We start from the raw sequence: 18,580 nt of genomic DNA, 5'->3' as shown, positions 1-18,580 counted from the left end.
CTTATTTCTTTTTAGTAACAATAGTTATACCTTAAAATTATTAACCATACTAACTAGCTCATTCGTACTTACATTAACTTCCTTAATTAATTCAACAACATTTCCTGAACTTTCAGATATAGTATTCATATTTTCTGCAATATTATTTGTTCCAATAGCCAATTCATTATTTGAATCAGTTATTTGCTTTACAGCATCACCAACCCTAAACATAGAATCCATTATATGATTAGATTTGTTGCTAAATTCTGTTGTCATATCATAAATCATAGCTGCATCTTCACTATACTGCTCTCCTGTTTTAACAATCATTTCATAATCACTTACTATATCCTCATTGATAAATTTAATCATATCTTGAGAAGTAGAAACTAAGTTGTCTACTATTTCCATAACTATATTACTAACATTACTTATTTCTGATACAGTATTTTTAGAATCTTCTGCAAGATTTCCAATTTCTTCTGCTACTACTGAAAACCCTTTGCCTGCTTCACCTGCTCTTTGAGCCTCTATTGATGCATTTAATGCTAATAAATTCGTTTGAGATGAAATTTCTAAAATAGCTTCTGATAAAACCTTTATCTTTTCAACTTCTTTAGCTTTTTCAATAGCTTCTAATAATTTACTTTGAGTTTGTGAATTAATTCTTTTAGCATTTTCCATAGAAAGAACAGCTTTATTTTTAAGCTCATTAGCCCTCTCATTGATCAACTTAGAATTCTCAGCTTCACTTTTTGCCTTTTCTGCAATTCCTTTCATATCTAAGTTAATTAAAGACGTAGTACTGCTCATTTCCTCTGTTGACGCTGCTGTCTCCTCCATACCACTTGATAATTCTTCTGTTGTAGCATAAACATTTTCGATTAATCCAGATAACTTACCCATATTTTCATTAGCTTTTTCAACTTTATTTTCAACACTTCTTGATTCATTAATAACTACGTGGATAATCTGCCTAAAAGAATCCTGCATTAAATTAAAACTTTTTGCCATTTCACCAATCTCGTCATTGCTATGAAAATCTATCCTTTGGGTTAAATCTCCGCCATTATTAGACATTTCATTAAGTTTCGAAAGCATAGTAGTTATTGGTGTAACAATATGTTTAGAGATATATCTCCAAGTCATAACTAATATTATTATTAAAGCTACGATGGATATTCCTATTAAAATCACTGTATTTCTTATATCATTCTCAATACTATTTATAGATATCTCGATATTTTTTGCTGTTTCTTCGTTAAATTTATCAACTTCATCATTAATCTTTTCTGCAGTAGAATCAAATTCCTCCATAGATAAATTTCCTTTTTCAGGGCCACCGTCTATGTACGCTTGAGCCATTTTCTTTCCAGTTTCATAATAGGGTTTAAAACTTTTTTGTATATTATCTAATTCACTTGCACTTTCTGGATTTTTTTCTTTAAGCTCACCTAAGACACTTTCTAAATCCTTAGCATATTTTTCTGCTTCATCAAAACCATCATCAAAACCTTTTGCGCCTCTTGTTGCACTAATATCGGTTAGAAATTGCTGAACCTGTACAACATCTAATTTTAGCTGATCAGCTTTAGTACTTGTATAGAAGTATTTACTATTCATTTCCCGTACTTTTTTTAGATTATTACTTGTTGAATTAAATTGTATTGCCATAAACACCAAAAAAAACAAACTAAGTGTTATTAATGGTAACAATACTTTTAGCTTTATCCCTTTTATCATGCAAATCATCCCCTCCTGTAATCTTGTCCAAAGAAAACTAATTTTAACACAAAAAATTAGCAAAAATTATACTCTTATCTATATTTTATAGCTTTCGGCAAAATATTTCATCTATTATTTTTATTGGTTTTATCTAAATTTTTTAATAGTTTATTCCTCCTGTTACATCTATATATTCAATATCAGAGCAAATTGGATACTCTAATTTAAACTACTTTTATTCAAAATTTAAAGAAAAATTTGAAATGCTGCCAATGGAGCATAGAAAAAAATCTATCAAAATTATTTTTTAATTTTGATAGATTTTTTCTACATTTTTGGTATGATTTTTATATATTTAAATCTTCACCATTGGTTTCTATAACTTTTTTCATCCATGTATAACTATCTTTTAAATAACGTTTTCTGCTACCTTTTCCGTAATCATCAATGTCAACATATATAAAGCCATATCGTTTACTCATTTCACTCGAGGAGCAGCTAACTATATCAATTGGTCCCCATGCATAATATCCACGTAAATCAACTCCATCCTTAATTGCTTCTTTCATTTGTTCAATATGTGCTTTAAAGAATTCAATTCGGTATGGATCATGAATTGAGCCATCTGCTTCTAAAACATCATGATATCCAACACCATTTTCTGTAATATAAATTGGACATTGGTAACGATCATAAAATAAATTTAAAAATGTGCGAAGTCCGATTGGATCAATACTCCACCCCCATGGGTTGGCAGATAATTCAGGATTCCTGTAAGTACCTTGCTTTTCTTTAACACTTTCAGCATCACAAATACGAGTATAGTAATAAGAGAAAGACATAAAATCAGCAGTATTTTTTAGAGCTTCTTCATCATCTTCACCAAATTCTATATGAATATTGTTATCGTCAAAATATCTAAATGCATAACCAGGGTAGTAGCCGCGTAATAAAACATCTGAGAAGAAATATTCCATTTGATTTATTCTTAATGTAGCAAATACATCTTCAGGCTTGCAGGTTGCAGCATAAGCAGGACCGCCACATAGCATCATGCCTATTTGATAATTTGGATCTACTTCATGCGCATATTTTGTTGCTAGAGCGCATGCTACCATTTCATTGTGAACACCTTGATATTTAGCACTTAGCATATCATCTACCATATCTTCTGCTATTCCTAAATGATTGAAGGACTCGTGAATAATAAGATTAATTTGATTAACTATAATCCAATACTTAACTTTGCCTTTAAATCGGTCAAAAAGAGCTTTACAGTAATTTACAAAGAATCCAATGGTCTCTCTTGAATACCAGCCTTTATAAGCAGTTGTTAAGTTTAATGGCATTTCATAATGAGATATTGTAATCATTGGCTCCATACCATTTTTAATAATTTCATCTATAAGATTATCATAAAACTTTAATCCTGCCTCATTTGGTGTACTCTCATCACCATTTGGGTATATTCGTGCCCAGTTTATTGATGTACGAAAGGTTTTTAACCCAAGTTCTGCCAATAATTTCAAATCTTCTTTATAAGTATGATAAAAGTCTATACCCCATCTTTTAGGAAATATTTTCTTGGTGCTATTTACAGCTTCTTTTATATATGTAGAAGTTACTTCACCATTATATTTTTTATCTAATGCTATATCGTCATGAAATTCGTTAATATCAGCAATGCATAAACCTTTTCCATCTAAATCATATGCACCTTCTAATTGATTCGCTGCAACAGCGCCGCCCCATAAAAAATCTTTTGGAAAACCACTTGGTACTCTGTTCATAATATTGTTCCTCCTTTTTAAAAAGTGTCTCCAAGCGTTAATTCTTGAAGACACGTTATTATTATTTTTCTAATGCAGCAATTCTTTTTTCATAGCTTTCAAAGATTTTAATCATTTGTTTTGCAATAATGATTTCACTATTAATTGTCATTAATGTATCTTGTGCATGGGTAAATAATATTGAATAGCTGCTAGCTTCTCCTGCACTTTCTCCTTGAATAGCATCAGTTTGTACTTTATGTGCAGCACTAATTTTTACTTGAGCCTCTTTAAGCTTTTCATTTCCAAGCTTAAAATCATAAGCTGCAATTGCATCTAAAGCTTCTTTACACTTTACACGAGCATCACCTGCATTTAAAATTATTTCCATAGCTGCTTGTAATTTATTATCATCCATATGTGTTTTCTCCTCTTGCATTTATTATTTATTGTGCTCTAATTAGCAGCTTCTTGTTCATTTAATGCTTTTATTTCTTGTGCTTCATAAGCTTTAAAGAACGGATACCATATAGTAGCCGAAATAACAATATTTACAACTAGTAATAGGATACCGCTAATTGAACCGGTTGTAATCCATGTTGAAATTGGGAATGGACAATACCACATTTCAAATTGTAAAGTTGGAATTGGTGCAAATGGAATTACTTTAGTAAATATATAAGTTACTATAGGAAGTACAATTCCTTGAATCCACATTGGAATCATTAAGTATGGATTCCAAGCTATAGTTCCAAATACTACTGGTTCATTTATATTGAAAATACTTGGTACAAGACAAGCTTTTCCTAATGCACTTAATTTCTTTGCTTTAGAACGTATTAACATTATTACTAGAGGTAAGGTACATCCTATACCGCCAACCCATAGGTATGCTGAATAAATTGTACTGCTTGTAGCTAAATTTAAGTTAGCAGCAGTAGCTGTCCCAGCTTGCGCCATTGCAATGTTAGCAGTTATAGCTGCTAAAAATACTGGTGAAGTTACTGGTGTTAATACCCAACTTGAAATCCCCATAGAATATAGGAAACAATAAATAAACATTACTATAATGAATCCAAATGGTGATTGGATAAATGTAGATAATGGCATAAAGATTGAAAGTACAGCATTATATAAATCAACTTTCATAATTAATACAACAATCCAGCCTGTACATATAATAATTGCTATAGGCAACATTGCGTCAAACCATGATCTTACAAAATCAGGAATTACAGAATCTTCTTTAAAGAAAGAAAATTTTCCAAATAGGCTCATGACATATCCAGTAAAAATTCCGCAGAATATTGCTATAAACATTCCACCTGCACCTAAAGAAGTGTGTCCAAAACCTATTACCTTATCAAATTCAACTTGAGGAGTAACTACTATTAGAAACAATATCAAGCTACTCATACCAGCAATAAGACGTTGTTTACGTAGACGTTTCTTTTCCATCAAGTTGAATGGAATTAAGAAAGCAACAAATAGAGAGATTTTTCCCATCGTCCATCCAAATGGTGTCCAAAAGCTAGGTAAATTGGGAAAATAGTCGTTTAAGATAGCTAACAAGCAAAATACTGAACCTAAGAAAATAAATGGAAGTGTCTGCATTATAGAATCTTTTATTGAAACAACCCACACATTATTATTAATTTTATTCATCTTTGGTGAAAAGCTATTTTGAAGCCAGTTAATTAAATTATTCATGATTTTTATCCTCCTTTGTTTATTAAATATTAAATTTCTGATAATAGATGATCTAAAGCTTTGTTACCATCAAGTGTAGAATAATATTCTGGTTTCATTAAAATTGCTTTTACTTGAGTCCCATCTAAAATTTCATCAATTTCGTCAAGTAAATAAGCCAAATGTGGTCCAATCATTAGTGCATCAATTTCATCTACATAATTATCAATTTCGGCCTCACTTCTTGCAGTTATAGTGATGTCTATTTCTTTTTCTTTTGCTGCCTTTCTCATATTTGCAGCCATAAATCCGCTGCTTGCACCAGAACCGCAAACTAATAAAACATTTAATTTTTTCATATTATAATTCCCCTTTCGAAGTTCAATTGATAACGTTTAAGGTTAGCTTATGTCTATATTATTGCCTAAAATAGAAAGCCTTTCAACTAAATAAATACACCCTAAAGGTGCAGGTATTTATTGCCTATCTATGGTGCAAATAATTATTTGACTGTTTTAAGTTTTAACTATAAAATGTAGTATATTTAAAGCTAACAAAATAAATTAAGATAGAGGGATTGTATGGTTAATTCAAAATCATTGAAATTATTAAGTTATTTACAAAATCAAGACGATTGGACCACAGCTTTACAATTATCATTAAAATTGAATGTTTCTTTGAGGAGTGTAAAGAATTATATTTCAGAAATAAAAAAAGTCAATAATAACTTAATTATTTCATCAAGAAATGGATATAAAGTAAATAAGCCTGAAGTTCAAAGGTTTTTAAAAATGTCAGATTCTTTGATTCCTCAAACCCCTGAAGAACGAATCGATTATATTATTATAAAGCTAATTAATAATACTGAGAAAATCATTGACATATATGATCTTAGTCAAGAAATTTATATCAGTGAAGCTACATTAAAAGGAGATTTAAATAAGGTTAAGAAAAAATGTTATAAATTTGATTTAACTTTATATATTAAGGGGAATAATATTTCTTTAGATGGATTAGAAAAGAATAAACGAAAAATTATGAACTCAATTTTATATGAAAAGCTTAATGAAAATCCATTAGATATTAATACAATACAAGCTGCCTTTGTGGACTATGACATTGAAGAAATTGAATCAATAATTGTAAATGCATTTAAGAAATATCATTATTTTATTAATGGATATTCTTTAATGAATTTAGTTTTACATATTACTATTACTATTGATAGAATTAAAAATAATAACATTTATGATTATACAGAAGCAAGTAAAGAATTATTAATTAAAAACCATGAATATGGAATAGCGCAAGAGATAGTAAAAAAGCTTCAAGATGTTTTTGATATTAATTATAATGAAAATGAAATTTATGAATTAACCTTGCTAATTATCAGTAATGCAACTAATGTGGATTATAAAGATGTCAATAAAATTAATTTGGAACAATTTGTTGGAAAAGAATGCATGAATATAGTAAACGATTTAATTAAAGAAATTAACACTCAATATTATATTGATTTTAATGAACCCGAATTTTTAGTACGCTTTGCTCTACATATAAAAAATCTACTTACTCGAATTAAAAGTAGAAACTTTAGTAAAAATCCCTTAACTGACTCTATTAAAAGTAATTGTCCATTAATTTATGATTGTGCTGTTACTATTTCATACAAAATTAAAAATTACACAAATTGTGAAATTAATGAAGATGAAATTGCTTATATAGCTTTGCATATTGGCGCTAATTTAGTTAATCAAAAAAATATGCATACTAAAATTACTTGTGCAATTCTTTTTCCTAAGCATTATGATTTAGATATAAAATTGGCAGAAAGCATAGCTTCAGCTTTTGGTGATTCTCTATTAGTTAAAAATATCGTTACAAAGGAAAAAGAATTAGAAGATCTACAAGTTGATTTTGTTATTTCTACAATTAAATTTGTTAATTTTAAATCCTTCCCCTTTATTATTGTAAATACCTTTTTGACAGAAAAAGATCGCAAACTTATAGCTAACAAAATTGAGGAAGTAAAGAAAAATAAACAAAAATCAGAATTTTTAGAGAATTTACATTCAATTTTTAATGAATCCTTATTTTTTAAAGATAAATATTTTGAAAATGAAAATCAAGCAATTGAATTTATGTGCGATGAAATGCAGAAAAAAGGCTATATAAAGCCTGATTTTAAACAAGAAGTATTTGAACGTGAAGCTATGTCCTCTACAGCCTTTAATGGTATAGCCATCCCACATTCTATGCATATGAATGCCATAAAAACAGGTATGTTTACACTTGTAAATAAAAAACCTTTAAACTGGGGAAATCAGCAAGTAAGCATTATTTTTTTATTAACTATAAATAAAAGCGAAAGAAAGGTATTTAACGATATGTTTGATGCATTAACAAACATTTTATCTGATGAAATTAATTTAGATAAATTGATTCGATGTAATTCATTTGAAGAATTTATAAATATGTTAGTTGAATGTATATAAAAGGCAAAAAATTATTGGTTATTTAACAAATATAATCATATAAATAAACCTCTCATTTAATATACTTTTACAAAGTAATTAGATGAGAGGTTTTAACACACTCTATTAAGCCAAGAAAAGAAGCTTTCTGCTGGTATGAGCAAATGTTTCCATGATATATCTAAACTAAAATTTCACTTTAAACAGGCTGTTACAGCGCTTATCTTAAATCATAATTAATGTGTCTATTTACTTAGTAACTTATCATCAATTATTAATCTATACGTTTGGAAGAAGCCATTTTCCATGTTACTTTTCATAAGTACTCCGACATCATCAATAGACATTTCAGGAGCACTTTCAAGCCACCATCTAATAGTGGTCATACAATTAGATGCAAAAAGATGAGAATATAATTTAGCATAGTTATTTTTTGATTTATTAAAGGTTCCATCGGTATAAATAATATTAATTATATTTTCTTGAAGAATATTAAGCATTTCAATGAAAATATCTTGTTCTATATTAGCATTCCACAAAATTTTGTACGCTTCACTGTTATCACTAAAAAACTTCAAGATATTTTTAAAATAATCATGATATATCGAATCATAAATCTCATTGTTAGAGGCCTTAATAAAATCAGCATTTATATTTTTCACAAAATTATCGAGAACTTCTTTAATATAACTATCAATTAAATCAAATTTATCTACATAATACTTATAGAAAGTTGATCGATTAATTTGAGCATGTTCTGTTATTTTGTGTACTGTAATTTTCTTCATTGGGTATTTATTCATACATTCAAGCAATGCATTATAGATGCTTTGTTTTGTTTTAATCACTCTTAAATCTTTTTCCCTCATATTTCTACTCCTTGTTTTTTAATATTTGGATGCATTTAAAAATTTAATAAACATTTTATATACAAAATGTTGCTTAAGCAATAATTAACAATCCCTTTGATGATTGTTAAAAAAAACAGCTATGCTATCATAATAATATAAAACGTTATCATAAACAATAATGGAGTAATTTAACAAAGGAGAGTGTAATTTATATGAGTAATTTTCCAAATTTATTTAATCCAATTAAGGTGCGTAACTATACTTATAAGAATAGGATTATAAATGCCCCTACCTTATTTGCACATTCTGTGCTATTTCTGCCTGAAATAAAGGAAAATGTATATAGAATGGTTGAAAATAGAGCCAAAGGTGGTTCAGCAGCTGTATCAACAGGAGAGATTTCTGTTAATGCTGAAGAAGCTTCATGCTTATTTTTAGAACGTCCAGTAGATTTTAATAAATATGAAGGATCAGATTTTGAAGACATTAAAGAATTTGCTACAAGAATTAAGAAACATGGTGCTATTGCATATTTGGAATTCTGCCATGAAGGTTCACGGTCTGAAGCAAAACCTCCTTATCAGCCTTGGGGCCCTGATGGATATGTAAGAGAAGATGGTATTGAAGTTAAAGAAATGGACCTTTCAATGATGAAGAAGGTATGTGATGATTTTGCACGAATTTCACGTTTTGCTAAAGCCTGTGGTTTTGATGGTGTATTAGTTCATGGCGGACATGGTTTCAATATGCAGCAATTCCTTTCTCCATGGACAAATCACCGTACTGATGAATTTGGCGGCAGTATGGAAAATCGTGCTCGTTTCCCAATGATGATTCTTGATGCAGTTCGTGAAGCCATAGGAGATGAAATGATAATTGAGCTTAGAATAAGTGCAGAAGATGGTGTTGATGGCGGTCTTACAATAGATGATACAGTTGAATTTTGTAAACTAATTGATGGAAAGGTTGATATAATCCATGTATCAAATGGCTTAAAATGGGCCGGTAATCAAACCAATACCTTCTCAGATTTCTTTAATGAACATGGTGTTAATGTTGAGCATGCAGCAAAAATAAAAAGAGCTGTAAATAAATCATTAGTAGCTGTAATTGGTGGTATTAATAGTCCTGAACTAGCTGAAGATATTATTTCATCAGGAAAGGCAGATTTTATTGAGCTTGGCAGACAAGGCTTTTCAGATCCTGAATTTGCTAATAAAGCAAAAAATGGTGAAGCTCATAAGATAAGAAGATGTGTAAGATGCTTCCAATGTTATCCAGGGTTCTGTGAGCATAAGACAGATATTCCACTATGGGAAAAGATACCTAAGGAAGAAGCTTTCAAAATTTATTCACCAGCCTCTATGGGAAGATGTGCTATTAATCCTAATTCAGGTTTTGGACATTATCCAGATCGTATGCCTGTTCCAGAAAAAAGCAAGAATGTATTAATCATAGGTGGAGGTGTAGGAGGCCTTCAGGCTGCCTTGACCGCTAAGGAAAGAGGACATAAAGTAACCCTTGTTGAAAAGTCGAATAAATTAGGTGGAATTATTAATTTTACAGATAAAGATGAAGACAAAGTTGATTTAAGGAATTTCAAAAATCTATTAATTAGAGAAGTTGAAAATGATGCAGATATTCAAGTTATTATGAATACAGCTGCAGATGAAAAGCTTATAAATAATATAAATCCAGATGCAGTAATTATTGCAGTTGGAGCTCATCCGCTTGTACCAAAAATTCCTGGAATTGAAACTGCTATGAATGCTCTTGAAGCATATGATTCTATAAATAGAATTGGCAAAAAAGTTGTACTTGTAGGTGGTGGTCTTGTTGGCTGTGAAGTAGGACTTCATCTTGCAAATGAAGGTAGAGATGTTACTGTTGTTGAGATGAATACAATGATGGCTTATGAAACTTTTGGATATTATAGAAATGCGCTTTTAGATGAAATGGATAAAAGATCTATTAAACAAGTTCTTGGAGCTAAATGCCTTGAATTTAAGAAGAATGGTATTCTTGTTTCAAAAGATGGACAAGAATCATTTATTGAAGCTGATACCGTAATTTTTTCTATGGGAATGAAATCAAATCTTGAAGTAGTTGAAAATTTAAAGAAAGCTTGCAAGGAAAGAAAGGTATATGTTATAGGCGATAGTGCAAAACCAGGCAAGCTTGGAGATTCAGTTAGAGATGGATATATGACTTCAATGTCAATATTATAACTCATTTTAACTTTTCCTGAAAACACCCTAGAAAACTTGGTAAATTTAGAAAGGGGCTATCGCATTAGCGGATTAAAATTCGTTAGCGATAGCTTCTTTTTGCTTGCATAAAATATATTTATGCTGTTTTCTTTAATTTAAATAAATGCTTACCAGTACGGTCTGCTTGAATTTTACTATGTAATTTATTTACTCCTAAGGTTATATCCTTTTCTTTAGTTAATTTATATCTTATATTTAGCCAAATTACCCACTTCATCAATATAGTTTATAACACTCTCATTGGTTTTAATATCTATAAATAATTCACAAAATTTAGAGTCCTTTTCCCAAATAAGTTTAATTTCATCTTTAGCACAATCTAAAACCTTAAATTCTCCATTAAAAGCATCATACTCATTTCTGAATTTTATTAGCTTTAAAAGTCTTTGAACTACATCTTTTTTAAGGGACTGTTCAATTTCCTCAATACTAAAATTATGACGATTGATTTCACGACCTTCACCGGTTTTCTTTACATTTTCAGTGTCATTTTCTCCTGCTAATGCTCCTACATAATATACTTGTGGTATTCCAGGTGTAAAAAATTGAATTGCTCTAGCTGCTAAGTATGCATCATCATCACAATTAAGTACTGAATAGTAAGAACATCTTATTTGATGTACATCAAAACCATCCTCAGCCTTGTGTTCCTCTGATAAAATGAGGCTAAGATTTGAACCTCTTTCTACACATACATCAACTAATTTTCTTGCCTCCTTGGTATCTATAAGATCATCCATATCTGGCTTAACTGGAATTCCATCATGACAGTCAAGCATTGTAAACTGTTTTTTAGGACGTACTTTAAGGTACTCACAAAGTTTCTCACTAGACTTATTTATTAACGTATCTAAAATAGTATAAGGTAAAATAAAATCGTATATCCAAAATCCGTGATCTGCTAGTTTATATTGAATTGAATAGTGTGAATGAACTTCAGGCAGCAATTCAATTTCCAATGAATCTGCCAGTTCTTTAATCCAATCAAGGAAGTCATATATTTCTGGCTCTACAAAGAAGCAGCTTGTTCCAAGTTTTTTAATAACATACCCCACTGCATCTAATCTTACTATTTTAACATTTTGCTTCTTAAAGTTCATAAAAAATTCTTTAAGAAGATCTTTTGCTTTTTGAGATTTTATATATAAATCAATTTGTTCAGAAGGATCTGTCTTACCAAATGTAGTCCATACCTTCTCTTCTTCACCAGTCTCTTCCACAGTAAAAGTTGAATATGGTAATTTTCTACGTAAAAACATTTTTTCAATATCTTCTTGTTTTGGTTTTCCATCTTCCCAAATTTTGTCTAAGGTTATAAACAAGTCTGCATATTCTGAATTTCGTCCTTTTTTAATAAAATCCTGAAAATATTTAGACTTCTTAGAAATGTGATTAACCATTAAATCTACTAAAATATCAAAGTTTTCTCCTATAGCTTTTATATCCTCCCAGGTACCAAAGCTTGGCTCAATTTCTAAATAGGTTAATGGAGCAAAACCTCTATCTCCAGATGAGGGAAATGGAGGGAGTATATGTATTCCACCTTCAAATATATCAGAGAAGTATTTTAAAAGTACATTATTAAGTGTTTTTAAGTCGCCTCCAAGAGAATCGGGGTAAGTTATAAGCTGTACTTTATTTTTAACCGCCATTTTAAAAACCTCCTTATATGCTACAAGTACTTTTTAGTTCTTCAATAGTTGGTAAGTTAACAACAGCACCTACGTATTTAAGTTTATACGCACTTACTGCAAATCCAAGATTTAATGCTTCTCTTATAGAATATCCTTTAATTATTGAAGTATAAAAACCTGACCAAAAAGCATCTCCAGCTCCAGTTGTATCAACTACCTCTTTAGCTAAAGTCTCGAATCTGATAGTCTCTAATCCATTAGAAACTATAGCACCATCCTTCCCAAGGGTCATAATTACAAGTTTTACACCTAAATCAATAAATTTCTTTACTTGATTTTCAGGAATATCTGATCCAAAAATTCTCTCTGCATCAATCTCTGAAGGCTTTATTATATCTACTTTACTTATTAAATCTTTTATATACTTTATTCCATCATGCCCATGTTCCCATATCATTTCATGATAGTTAGGGTCAAATCCTATAAGTACCTTATTCTTTCTTGCTTCTACAATTACCTTTTCTATAGTCTCTCTAGAATTCTTTTGAGAAATAGGCCAACAAGAAAAATGTACAATTTTAGTATTATTTAATACTGATTTTAGCTTTGAATCAAATGGTAAATTATAATCTGCTCCTCTATAAAATATAGGTACAGGAGTTGTTTTACTCTTAGTTACAAGAACCATACTTGTAGGAAAATCGACTCTACTAATATAACTTGTATCTATATGATTATTTTCTAAATGTTGTATTAAAAAATCACCAAGTCCATCCTTTCCTACAGAAGAAGCAATCACAGATTCTGCGCCTAATTTTTTTGCATTCATTGCAATATTAGCAGGAGAGCCACCAAAATATTTTGTGTAATTATTGCACTGAAAGTTATCACTATAATCATTGGAGATCATATCTATTAGTAATTCACCAATGGTAAATATATCAAATTTCTTTTCTTGTAAATCTAATACTTCATTAAAATATATCATTTTTTATCCTCCATTGAACTTTAATATAGCCTTTAACTAGGGAAATTTCTTAGCAAACGTTTACTTATTGATATTATTGCTTGTAGTATCAATATACACAATAGAAAAATTTTGAAGCGTTTCTATTTGTGCGTATCGTTAATATAACAATCTGTTAAAACATCATAAATTCATTTACTGTTTATAACAATGCTACATATCACTCTTTTCTTTTGTAACTCTTCCAATAGTCTTTATTCTCCATCTCCTAAATTAAGAATTAGGATTTAAATTCTAATATTTTTACTTAAATTAAATTACATTTTAATACTAGTTCTTTACACTTAACATCTTTTGAATTCTTTTCCAATGTCATACTTTTCACTTTATCCGCATAGTTAGAAATAACTACTGGGGTTACTGTATCTTTATTGTTTATCTTCAAAAAATCAATATCAATATTCACTAATAAATCTCCAACATCAACACTATCATTAACTTTTACTTTTACATCAAAACCTGACCCATTAAGTTCAACAGTATCCAAACCTATATGGATTATGATTTCTAATCCATCTATTGCTTCAATACATATAGCATGTTTAGTAGGAAATACTTGTATTATAGTTCCTTTTACTGGTGATACTAGCTTTCCGTCACTTGGAATGATAGCAAATCCATCCCCCATCATTTTCTCTGAAAACACTGGATCAGGCACATCTGAAATATCAATAACTTTCCCATTTAAAGGTGAAAAAATTTCAACAGTTTTGGGTTTCCTTTTTAAAATATTTTTAAACATAACTATTTCTCTATCTCTTGATTATTTTCAAAACTATTTTTTCTAGTTACTGCAAATTATTACTCTTCAATTTTTAAAGTTTTAACCTTCTGTTCTTTTTCATACTTAACATAATGTCTAAACAATACTTCAATTAAAATATAAAATATTGTAAATGTTTCATAGCTGTTACCACTATCTAACCTAAATTCTGATGTAGTTGCATATAAATTATATGGAGTTTTTGTTGAAAGCTTATTATTTATAAGTTTAGTGATAGAAACATATTCAATGCCTTTTAAAGAAAGCTTATTTGTATATTTCTCCAAGGAAGCTGTATTTCCAGATAATGATATAATGATAATTAGATCCTTTTCACCTACCTTATCTGTTAGTCCTTCAAATTCTCCTTCTCCTTCAATAACATATAAATACTTATTTACTGCAAAAAAAGTTTGTTTTAAAGCTTGAGCAACTACTCTCTGTGGTGCACCTGTTCCATAAACAAAAACTTTTTCAGCCTCGTAAATTAACTTACATATTTTTGTAAAATCCCTATTCTTAAAATAATTAATAGTTTGATTTATATCTGTAATTAGTTTTTCAATATTATTATCTTCTTCACTTTCACTGTAAACATTACTTTCTTCCAATTTTAGATGTACTTTAAATTCGCTATAACCTTCAAATTCCAACTTCTTTATACATCGTAATATAGTAGTTTTAGATACATTGCAACGTTTTGCCAATTCATTAATGCCTAAATTGCAGCATTGAATTTTACTTTTTAAAACATATTTTAATATATATATATCATTTTCATTCAACTTACTATAATTTTTATTTATCAACTCTTCTAATTTCATAGTGATACCTCCTTGTTATCTACATTATATCAAAATATATTTGTAGATAACAAATTAGTATCTTAAATACAAAAGGCACATTTTGTATATTTTGCATTAACTAATAAATTTTAATTATTTTAATTCTGGCCAGTATTCTTTATTTGCTTCAATTAACTCATCCAAAATTAATTTTGCTACTGATGCACTTGGAATAGTTCTAGATAGAGTAAGTGCCTGCCATAATTTTTGATATGATTTTTCTATCCATGCTTCTACAACTAATTTTTCAACAGATACTTGCTGTTCCATCATACCTTTTTGGAATTGTGGAATTTTCCCCATTACAATAGGTTCAGGTCCATTACTACCTACTAAACAAGGGATTTCAACCATCCCTGTTGGATCAAAATTACTGATTGCTCCATTATTCTCAACGATTAACAACATTCTCTCTTTTGTGTTATAAGCAATAGCTCTTGCTAAATCAACTATATATGAAGCATGCTCATCTATTTTCATTGCACACCCTTCTGTCGATTTATTTTCAATAATCTTTTTACATTCACCAAAAACAAATTTTTCACGACCATCAATCACTTCATTTGCTCTTGTATATTCCTTATTTGAATGCTTTACAACATAATCAGGGAATAAATAATATTTTAAATAAGTATTTGGCAATGTTTCTGGATTAATAGCAAATACATCTCTAGCTTTTCCAAAAGTATCATCCCAACTTGCATCAGTATGTTGAACTCCATTTTCTGAAACTACATATCCATATTGGGCTACATATTCTTTTATTTTTGGCATTAAATCATTACCTTCTTTATCACGAATATCTGTCCACCAACCAAAGTGATTAAGTCCATAGTAACGAATTGTCATTTCTTTTCTTGATTTTAAGCCCAAAATCTTTGCCATACGTGATTCTATATCTATTGGCATATCACATATATTAAGTATTTTTGAATTCGGTCTCAATTTACGAGTTGCTTCTGCTACTATTGCAGCAGGATTTGAATAATTTAACATCCATGCATTTGGTGAATATTTTTCCATATAATCAAGTATTTCAATAACTCCACCTATAGACCTCATTCCATATGCTATTCCACCTGGTCCGCAAGTTTCCTGGCCTACTACATCATATTTCAAAGGAATTTTTTCATCTAATTCTCTCATTGCATATTTACCAACTCTTATATGAGCCATTACAAAATCTATATCTGTAAATGCTTCTTCTGGATCTATAGTTGCTATGAATTCAATTTCTGGTGCTTTCTCCTTTAAGATAATTTCACAAGCACCAGCTATAATTGATTGTCTATCCGCATCATTATCATAAAATTTTATTTTACGGATTGGTAATTTATCTAAATTATTAAGTAACATTAATATAATACCAGGTGTAAATGTACTTCCCCCACCTGCAATAGTAATCGAAAATTTTTTCATCTCAATTCCTCCTAATTTTTTTATCATAATTTTTATACATATTATTCTTCATATATTGCCACGTAGATTAAATAGAAAAAATAGAGATTTATATTTTTCCAATTAAACCTTCAAACTCTTCTCTTACCTGTGAGACTGATAATCCAACAATAACTTGAATAGCTTTTCCATTTCTCACAACGCCATGTGCTCCTGCTTTTTTGAAAATAGCATCTGAAGCCAATTTACTTTCATCTTTCACTGATACACGTAATCTAGTTGCACAATTTGTAACATCAACAATATTTTCACTTCCACCTAAGGCTTGTAGGAATTGTACTGCTTGATTATCTTCTGCAACATCCTTTTTATCTTCTACTGCTTCACCTTGTTTAGCTTTATAATCAGCTTTTGTGTAAAGCTTAGTTTCTTCATCATCTGCTTCACGTCCTGGAGTTGCGAAGTTAAACTTTAATATTAAGAAACGGAATACAAAGAAATATATTGCTATAAAACATAAACCAATTATTATTTGTGCTATATAAGTGCCTGCATGATATTTGAAAAGTGGTATCCAGTTAAGAGAAAACCATTCAATTATTCCACCACCAAAGTTACCTACTAACCCAAAACCATATGCTGTTGCAGCTAAAGTTGCAGCTAATACAGCGTGCACTCCGAATAATGCTGGAGCTATAAATAAGAAAGTAAATTCAAGTGGTTCTGTAACTCCCACCATAATTGCTGTTAATGTTGCTGGTATAAGCAAACCTGCTACAATCTTTTTCTTTTCAGGTTTTGCAGTTGCGTAAATAGCTAATGAAATCCCAGTACATCCAAATATCTTTGACATTCCAGTTAATGCAAAACCACCTGCTGGGAACATTTCTTTTAATGAATGTGCACTTGTTGCAAAATCTGCTAAATGCTTTGGCCAATATGAAGCAATACCGTCTGGAACTACTGCAGGTCCAAAAACAAATGGTCCATAAACAAAGTGATGTAAGCCTGTTGGAATTAAAATACGTTCTAAGAATGTATATATCCATACTCCTATGATTCCAGATGAAGCTAAGAATCCTTGTAATACACTCATTCCAGCTTGAATCTTTGGCCAAATGAAACACATAACAAGTGATGTTGGTAACATAGCTGCAAAGCCTACCATTACTACAAAAACTGAACCTTGGAAAATCCCTAAATATGCAGGTAATTTCTTTTCAAAAAATTTACCATGGAGATAAACTGCTATGCTTGCAACTAAAATAGCACCTATCATCCCTGTATCAAGTGTTTTAATACCTGCAATCATTGCAAGTCCACTCGAAACACCATTGTTAATTCCAGGTTGCAACTCAAAATTCACGCCAAATGTTGAACTTGAAAGAGTTAATATAGCGTTAATAAAATAATTAAATACTAAATAAATTACTAAAGACTCTAAACAAGCACGAGCTTGAGCTTTTTTAGCTAACGCTATTGGCAACCCTACTACGAATAATAATGGCAATTGGTTAAATACTGTCCATCCACCTTGTTGAACTACATACCAAAAGTTATACCACGCTGTGCCTTTATTTGCTATTGAACCCACAATATCTGAATTCATAAATAATATCGATAATCCTGCTACAACACCAAAGAATGCAAAGAATAAAACTGGAACAAACATCGCAGCACCGAAACGCTGAATTTTTTGCATCATAATCTGATCCTCCTGTAATTTAATATTTAAATATATCTTTTGTTTTATTACTGTAAAAAAATCTCATTAATAATTTTTTGAAAGTACTTTCGTTGGCTTTATAATAACAAAACGAGTAAACAGTTACAATAATATCTGACGTATTAGGTCTTAAGCTCTCATGTTGTTCCTTGTTCCTATTTGAGTACCTTTTTACAAATTGGTTATTATGTATTGACTTTTTGAAAAATCATTTTAAACCTTTATAAATATGAAGTCTTTCTATAAATATTTATAACTAAAATAACCCACGACAATTTGTCGTGGGTTTAAATTTTAGTGAACTTCTCAGTTATTTATGATAATGCTCACCATATCGCAAAGAAAATTTTCCCTTCCTACATTATATTTATTCTTACTTGCAAATTTTTATTTTACCTTTTTAGAAAAAAATAGAGATATACTAAAA

Annotated in this window: 14 protein-coding genes; 2 read left to right on the top strand and 12 right to left on the bottom strand. The window is 29.8% G+C overall.

From position 1 onward, the window contains the following. Nucleotides 1-24: 24 nt before the first annotated feature. From CSPA_RS08625 to CSPA_RS08605, 5 genes are all read right to left on the bottom strand, one after another. A complete protein-coding gene (locus tag CSPA_RS08625) occupies nt 25-1,725 on the bottom strand; it encodes a methyl-accepting chemotaxis protein (protein ID WP_015391855.1) in 1,701 nt (566 codons plus the stop codon). A 329-nt stretch (nt 1,726-2,054) separates the two neighbouring features. After that, a complete protein-coding gene (locus CSPA_RS08620; RefSeq protein ID WP_015391854.1) occupies nt 2,055-3,497 on the bottom strand; it encodes a glycoside hydrolase family 1 protein in 1,443 nt (480 codons plus the stop codon). 61 nt (nt 3,498-3,558) lie between these two features. Continuing rightward, nucleotides 3,559-3,894: a PTS sugar transporter subunit IIA gene (locus CSPA_RS08615; RefSeq protein WP_015391853.1), complete on the bottom strand. Its 336-nt coding sequence runs from the start codon at nt 3,892-3,894 to the stop codon at nt 3,559-3,561. Between the two features lie 38 nt (nt 3,895-3,932). Beyond that, complete coding sequence (locus tag CSPA_RS08610; RefSeq protein ID WP_015391852.1) at nt 3,933-5,186, bottom strand: PTS sugar transporter subunit IIC; 1,254 nt, start codon at nt 5,184-5,186, stop codon at nt 3,933-3,935. A 29-nt stretch (nt 5,187-5,215) separates the two neighbouring features. Beyond that, nucleotides 5,216-5,524, bottom strand: a complete 309-nt coding sequence (locus CSPA_RS08605; RefSeq protein ID WP_015391851.1) for a PTS sugar transporter subunit IIB — start codon at nt 5,522-5,524, stop codon at nt 5,216-5,218. 222 nt (nt 5,525-5,746) lie between these two features. On the opposite strand from CSPA_RS08605, the gene CSPA_RS08600 reads away from it, so the two are divergent. Then, nucleotides 5,747-7,660, top strand: a complete 1,914-nt coding sequence (locus tag CSPA_RS08600) for a BglG family transcription antiterminator (protein WP_015391850.1) — start codon at nt 5,747-5,749, stop codon at nt 7,658-7,660. 224 nt (nt 7,661-7,884) lie between these two features. Here the strand turns inward: CSPA_RS08600 and CSPA_RS08595 are convergent, their stop codons facing one another. Further along, entirely contained in the window at nt 7,885-8,508 is a 624-nt protein-coding gene (locus tag CSPA_RS08595) for a TetR/AcrR family transcriptional regulator C-terminal domain-containing protein (protein ID WP_015391849.1), read from the bottom strand. 194 nt (nt 8,509-8,702) lie between these two features. Here CSPA_RS08595 and CSPA_RS08590 point away from each other — a divergent pair, with 194 nt between their 5' ends. After that, complete coding sequence (locus CSPA_RS08590) at nt 8,703-10,718, top strand: oxidoreductase (protein WP_015391848.1); 2,016 nt, start codon at nt 8,703-8,705, stop codon at nt 10,716-10,718. Nucleotides 10,719-10,942: 224 nt separating this feature from the next. Here CSPA_RS08590 and gtfA read toward each other — a convergent pair whose 3' ends face one another. The 6 genes from gtfA to CSPA_RS08560 all read right to left on the bottom strand — a co-directional run bounded on the left by gtfA (nt 10,943) and on the right by CSPA_RS08560 (nt 18,132). Then, entirely contained in the window at nt 10,943-12,412 is a 1,470-nt protein-coding gene (gene gtfA, locus CSPA_RS08585; protein WP_015391847.1) for a sucrose phosphorylase, read from the bottom strand. 13 nt (nt 12,413-12,425) lie between these two features. Continuing rightward, complete coding sequence (locus CSPA_RS08580) at nt 12,426-13,382, bottom strand: carbohydrate kinase family protein (protein WP_015391846.1); 957 nt, start codon at nt 13,380-13,382, stop codon at nt 12,426-12,428. A 286-nt stretch (nt 13,383-13,668) separates the two neighbouring features. After that, complete coding sequence (locus CSPA_RS08575; RefSeq protein WP_015391845.1) at nt 13,669-14,163, bottom strand: PTS sugar transporter subunit IIA; 495 nt, start codon at nt 14,161-14,163, stop codon at nt 13,669-13,671. Between the two features lie 59 nt (nt 14,164-14,222). Then, nucleotides 14,223-15,008, bottom strand: coding sequence for a MurR/RpiR family transcriptional regulator (locus tag CSPA_RS08570; RefSeq protein ID WP_015391844.1), 786 nt, complete (start codon nt 15,006-15,008; stop codon nt 14,223-14,225). Between the two features lie 114 nt (nt 15,009-15,122). Then, the gene (locus CSPA_RS08565) at nt 15,123-16,448 is read right to left on the bottom strand and encodes a 6-phospho-alpha-glucosidase (RefSeq protein ID WP_015391843.1); all 1,326 of its coding nucleotides are present in this window, start codon (nt 16,446-16,448) and stop codon (nt 15,123-15,125) included. An 88-nt stretch (nt 16,449-16,536) separates the two neighbouring features. Further along, nucleotides 16,537-18,132 (bottom strand): alpha-glucoside-specific PTS transporter subunit IIBC, encoded by a 1,596-nt coding sequence (locus CSPA_RS08560; protein ID WP_015391842.1) that lies wholly within the window; start codon nt 18,130-18,132, stop codon nt 16,537-16,539. Nucleotides 18,133-18,580 lie beyond the last annotated feature (448 nt).

The sequence above is a fragment of the Clostridium saccharoperbutylacetonicum N1-4(HMT) genome, from assembly GCF_000340885.1.
Classification (GTDB): Bacteria; Bacillota; Clostridia; order Clostridiales; family Clostridiaceae; genus Clostridium; species Clostridium saccharoperbutylacetonicum.
This window is presented reverse-complemented; position numbering and strand designations above follow the sequence as displayed.

Excerpts from the sequence above, each read along its gene's own strand:
- CSPA_RS08625 (WP_015391855.1), bottom strand. The coding sequence starts at position 1,725 with ATGATAAAAGGGATAAAGCTAAAAGTATTGTTACCATTAATAACACTT.
- CSPA_RS08620 (WP_015391854.1), bottom strand. The coding sequence starts at position 3,497 with ATGAACAGAGTACCAAGTGGTTTTCCAAAAGATTTTTTATGGGGCGGC.
- CSPA_RS08615 (WP_015391853.1), bottom strand. The coding sequence starts at position 3,894 with ATGGATGATAATAAATTACAAGCAGCTATGGAAATAATTTTAAATGCA.
- CSPA_RS08610 (WP_015391852.1), bottom strand. The coding sequence starts at position 5,186 with ATGAATAATTTAATTAACTGGCTTCAAAATAGCTTTTCACCAAAGATG.
- CSPA_RS08605 (WP_015391851.1), bottom strand. The coding sequence starts at position 5,524 with ATGAAAAAATTAAATGTTTTATTAGTTTGCGGTTCTGGTGCAAGCAGC.
- CSPA_RS08600 (WP_015391850.1), top strand. The coding sequence starts at position 5,747 with ATGGTTAATTCAAAATCATTGAAATTATTAAGTTATTTACAAAATCAA.
- CSPA_RS08595 (WP_015391849.1), bottom strand. The coding sequence starts at position 8,508 with ATGAGGGAAAAAGATTTAAGAGTGATTAAAACAAAACAAAGCATCTAT.
- CSPA_RS08590 (WP_015391848.1), top strand. The coding sequence starts at position 8,703 with ATGAGTAATTTTCCAAATTTATTTAATCCAATTAAGGTGCGTAACTAT.
- gtfA (WP_015391847.1), bottom strand. The coding sequence starts at position 12,412 with ATGGCGGTTAAAAATAAAGTACAGCTTATAACTTACCCCGATTCTCTT.
- CSPA_RS08580 (WP_015391846.1), bottom strand. The coding sequence starts at position 13,382 with ATGATATATTTTAATGAAGTATTAGATTTACAAGAAAAGAAATTTGAT.
- CSPA_RS08575 (WP_015391845.1), bottom strand. The coding sequence starts at position 14,163 with ATGTTTAAAAATATTTTAAAAAGGAAACCCAAAACTGTTGAAATTTTT.
- CSPA_RS08570 (WP_015391844.1), bottom strand. The coding sequence starts at position 15,008 with ATGAAATTAGAAGAGTTGATAAATAAAAATTATAGTAAGTTGAATGAA.
- CSPA_RS08565 (WP_015391843.1), bottom strand. The coding sequence starts at position 16,448 with ATGAAAAAATTTTCGATTACTATTGCAGGTGGGGGAAGTACATTTACA.
- CSPA_RS08560 (WP_015391842.1), bottom strand. The coding sequence starts at position 18,132 with ATGATGCAAAAAATTCAGCGTTTCGGTGCTGCGATGTTTGTTCCAGTT.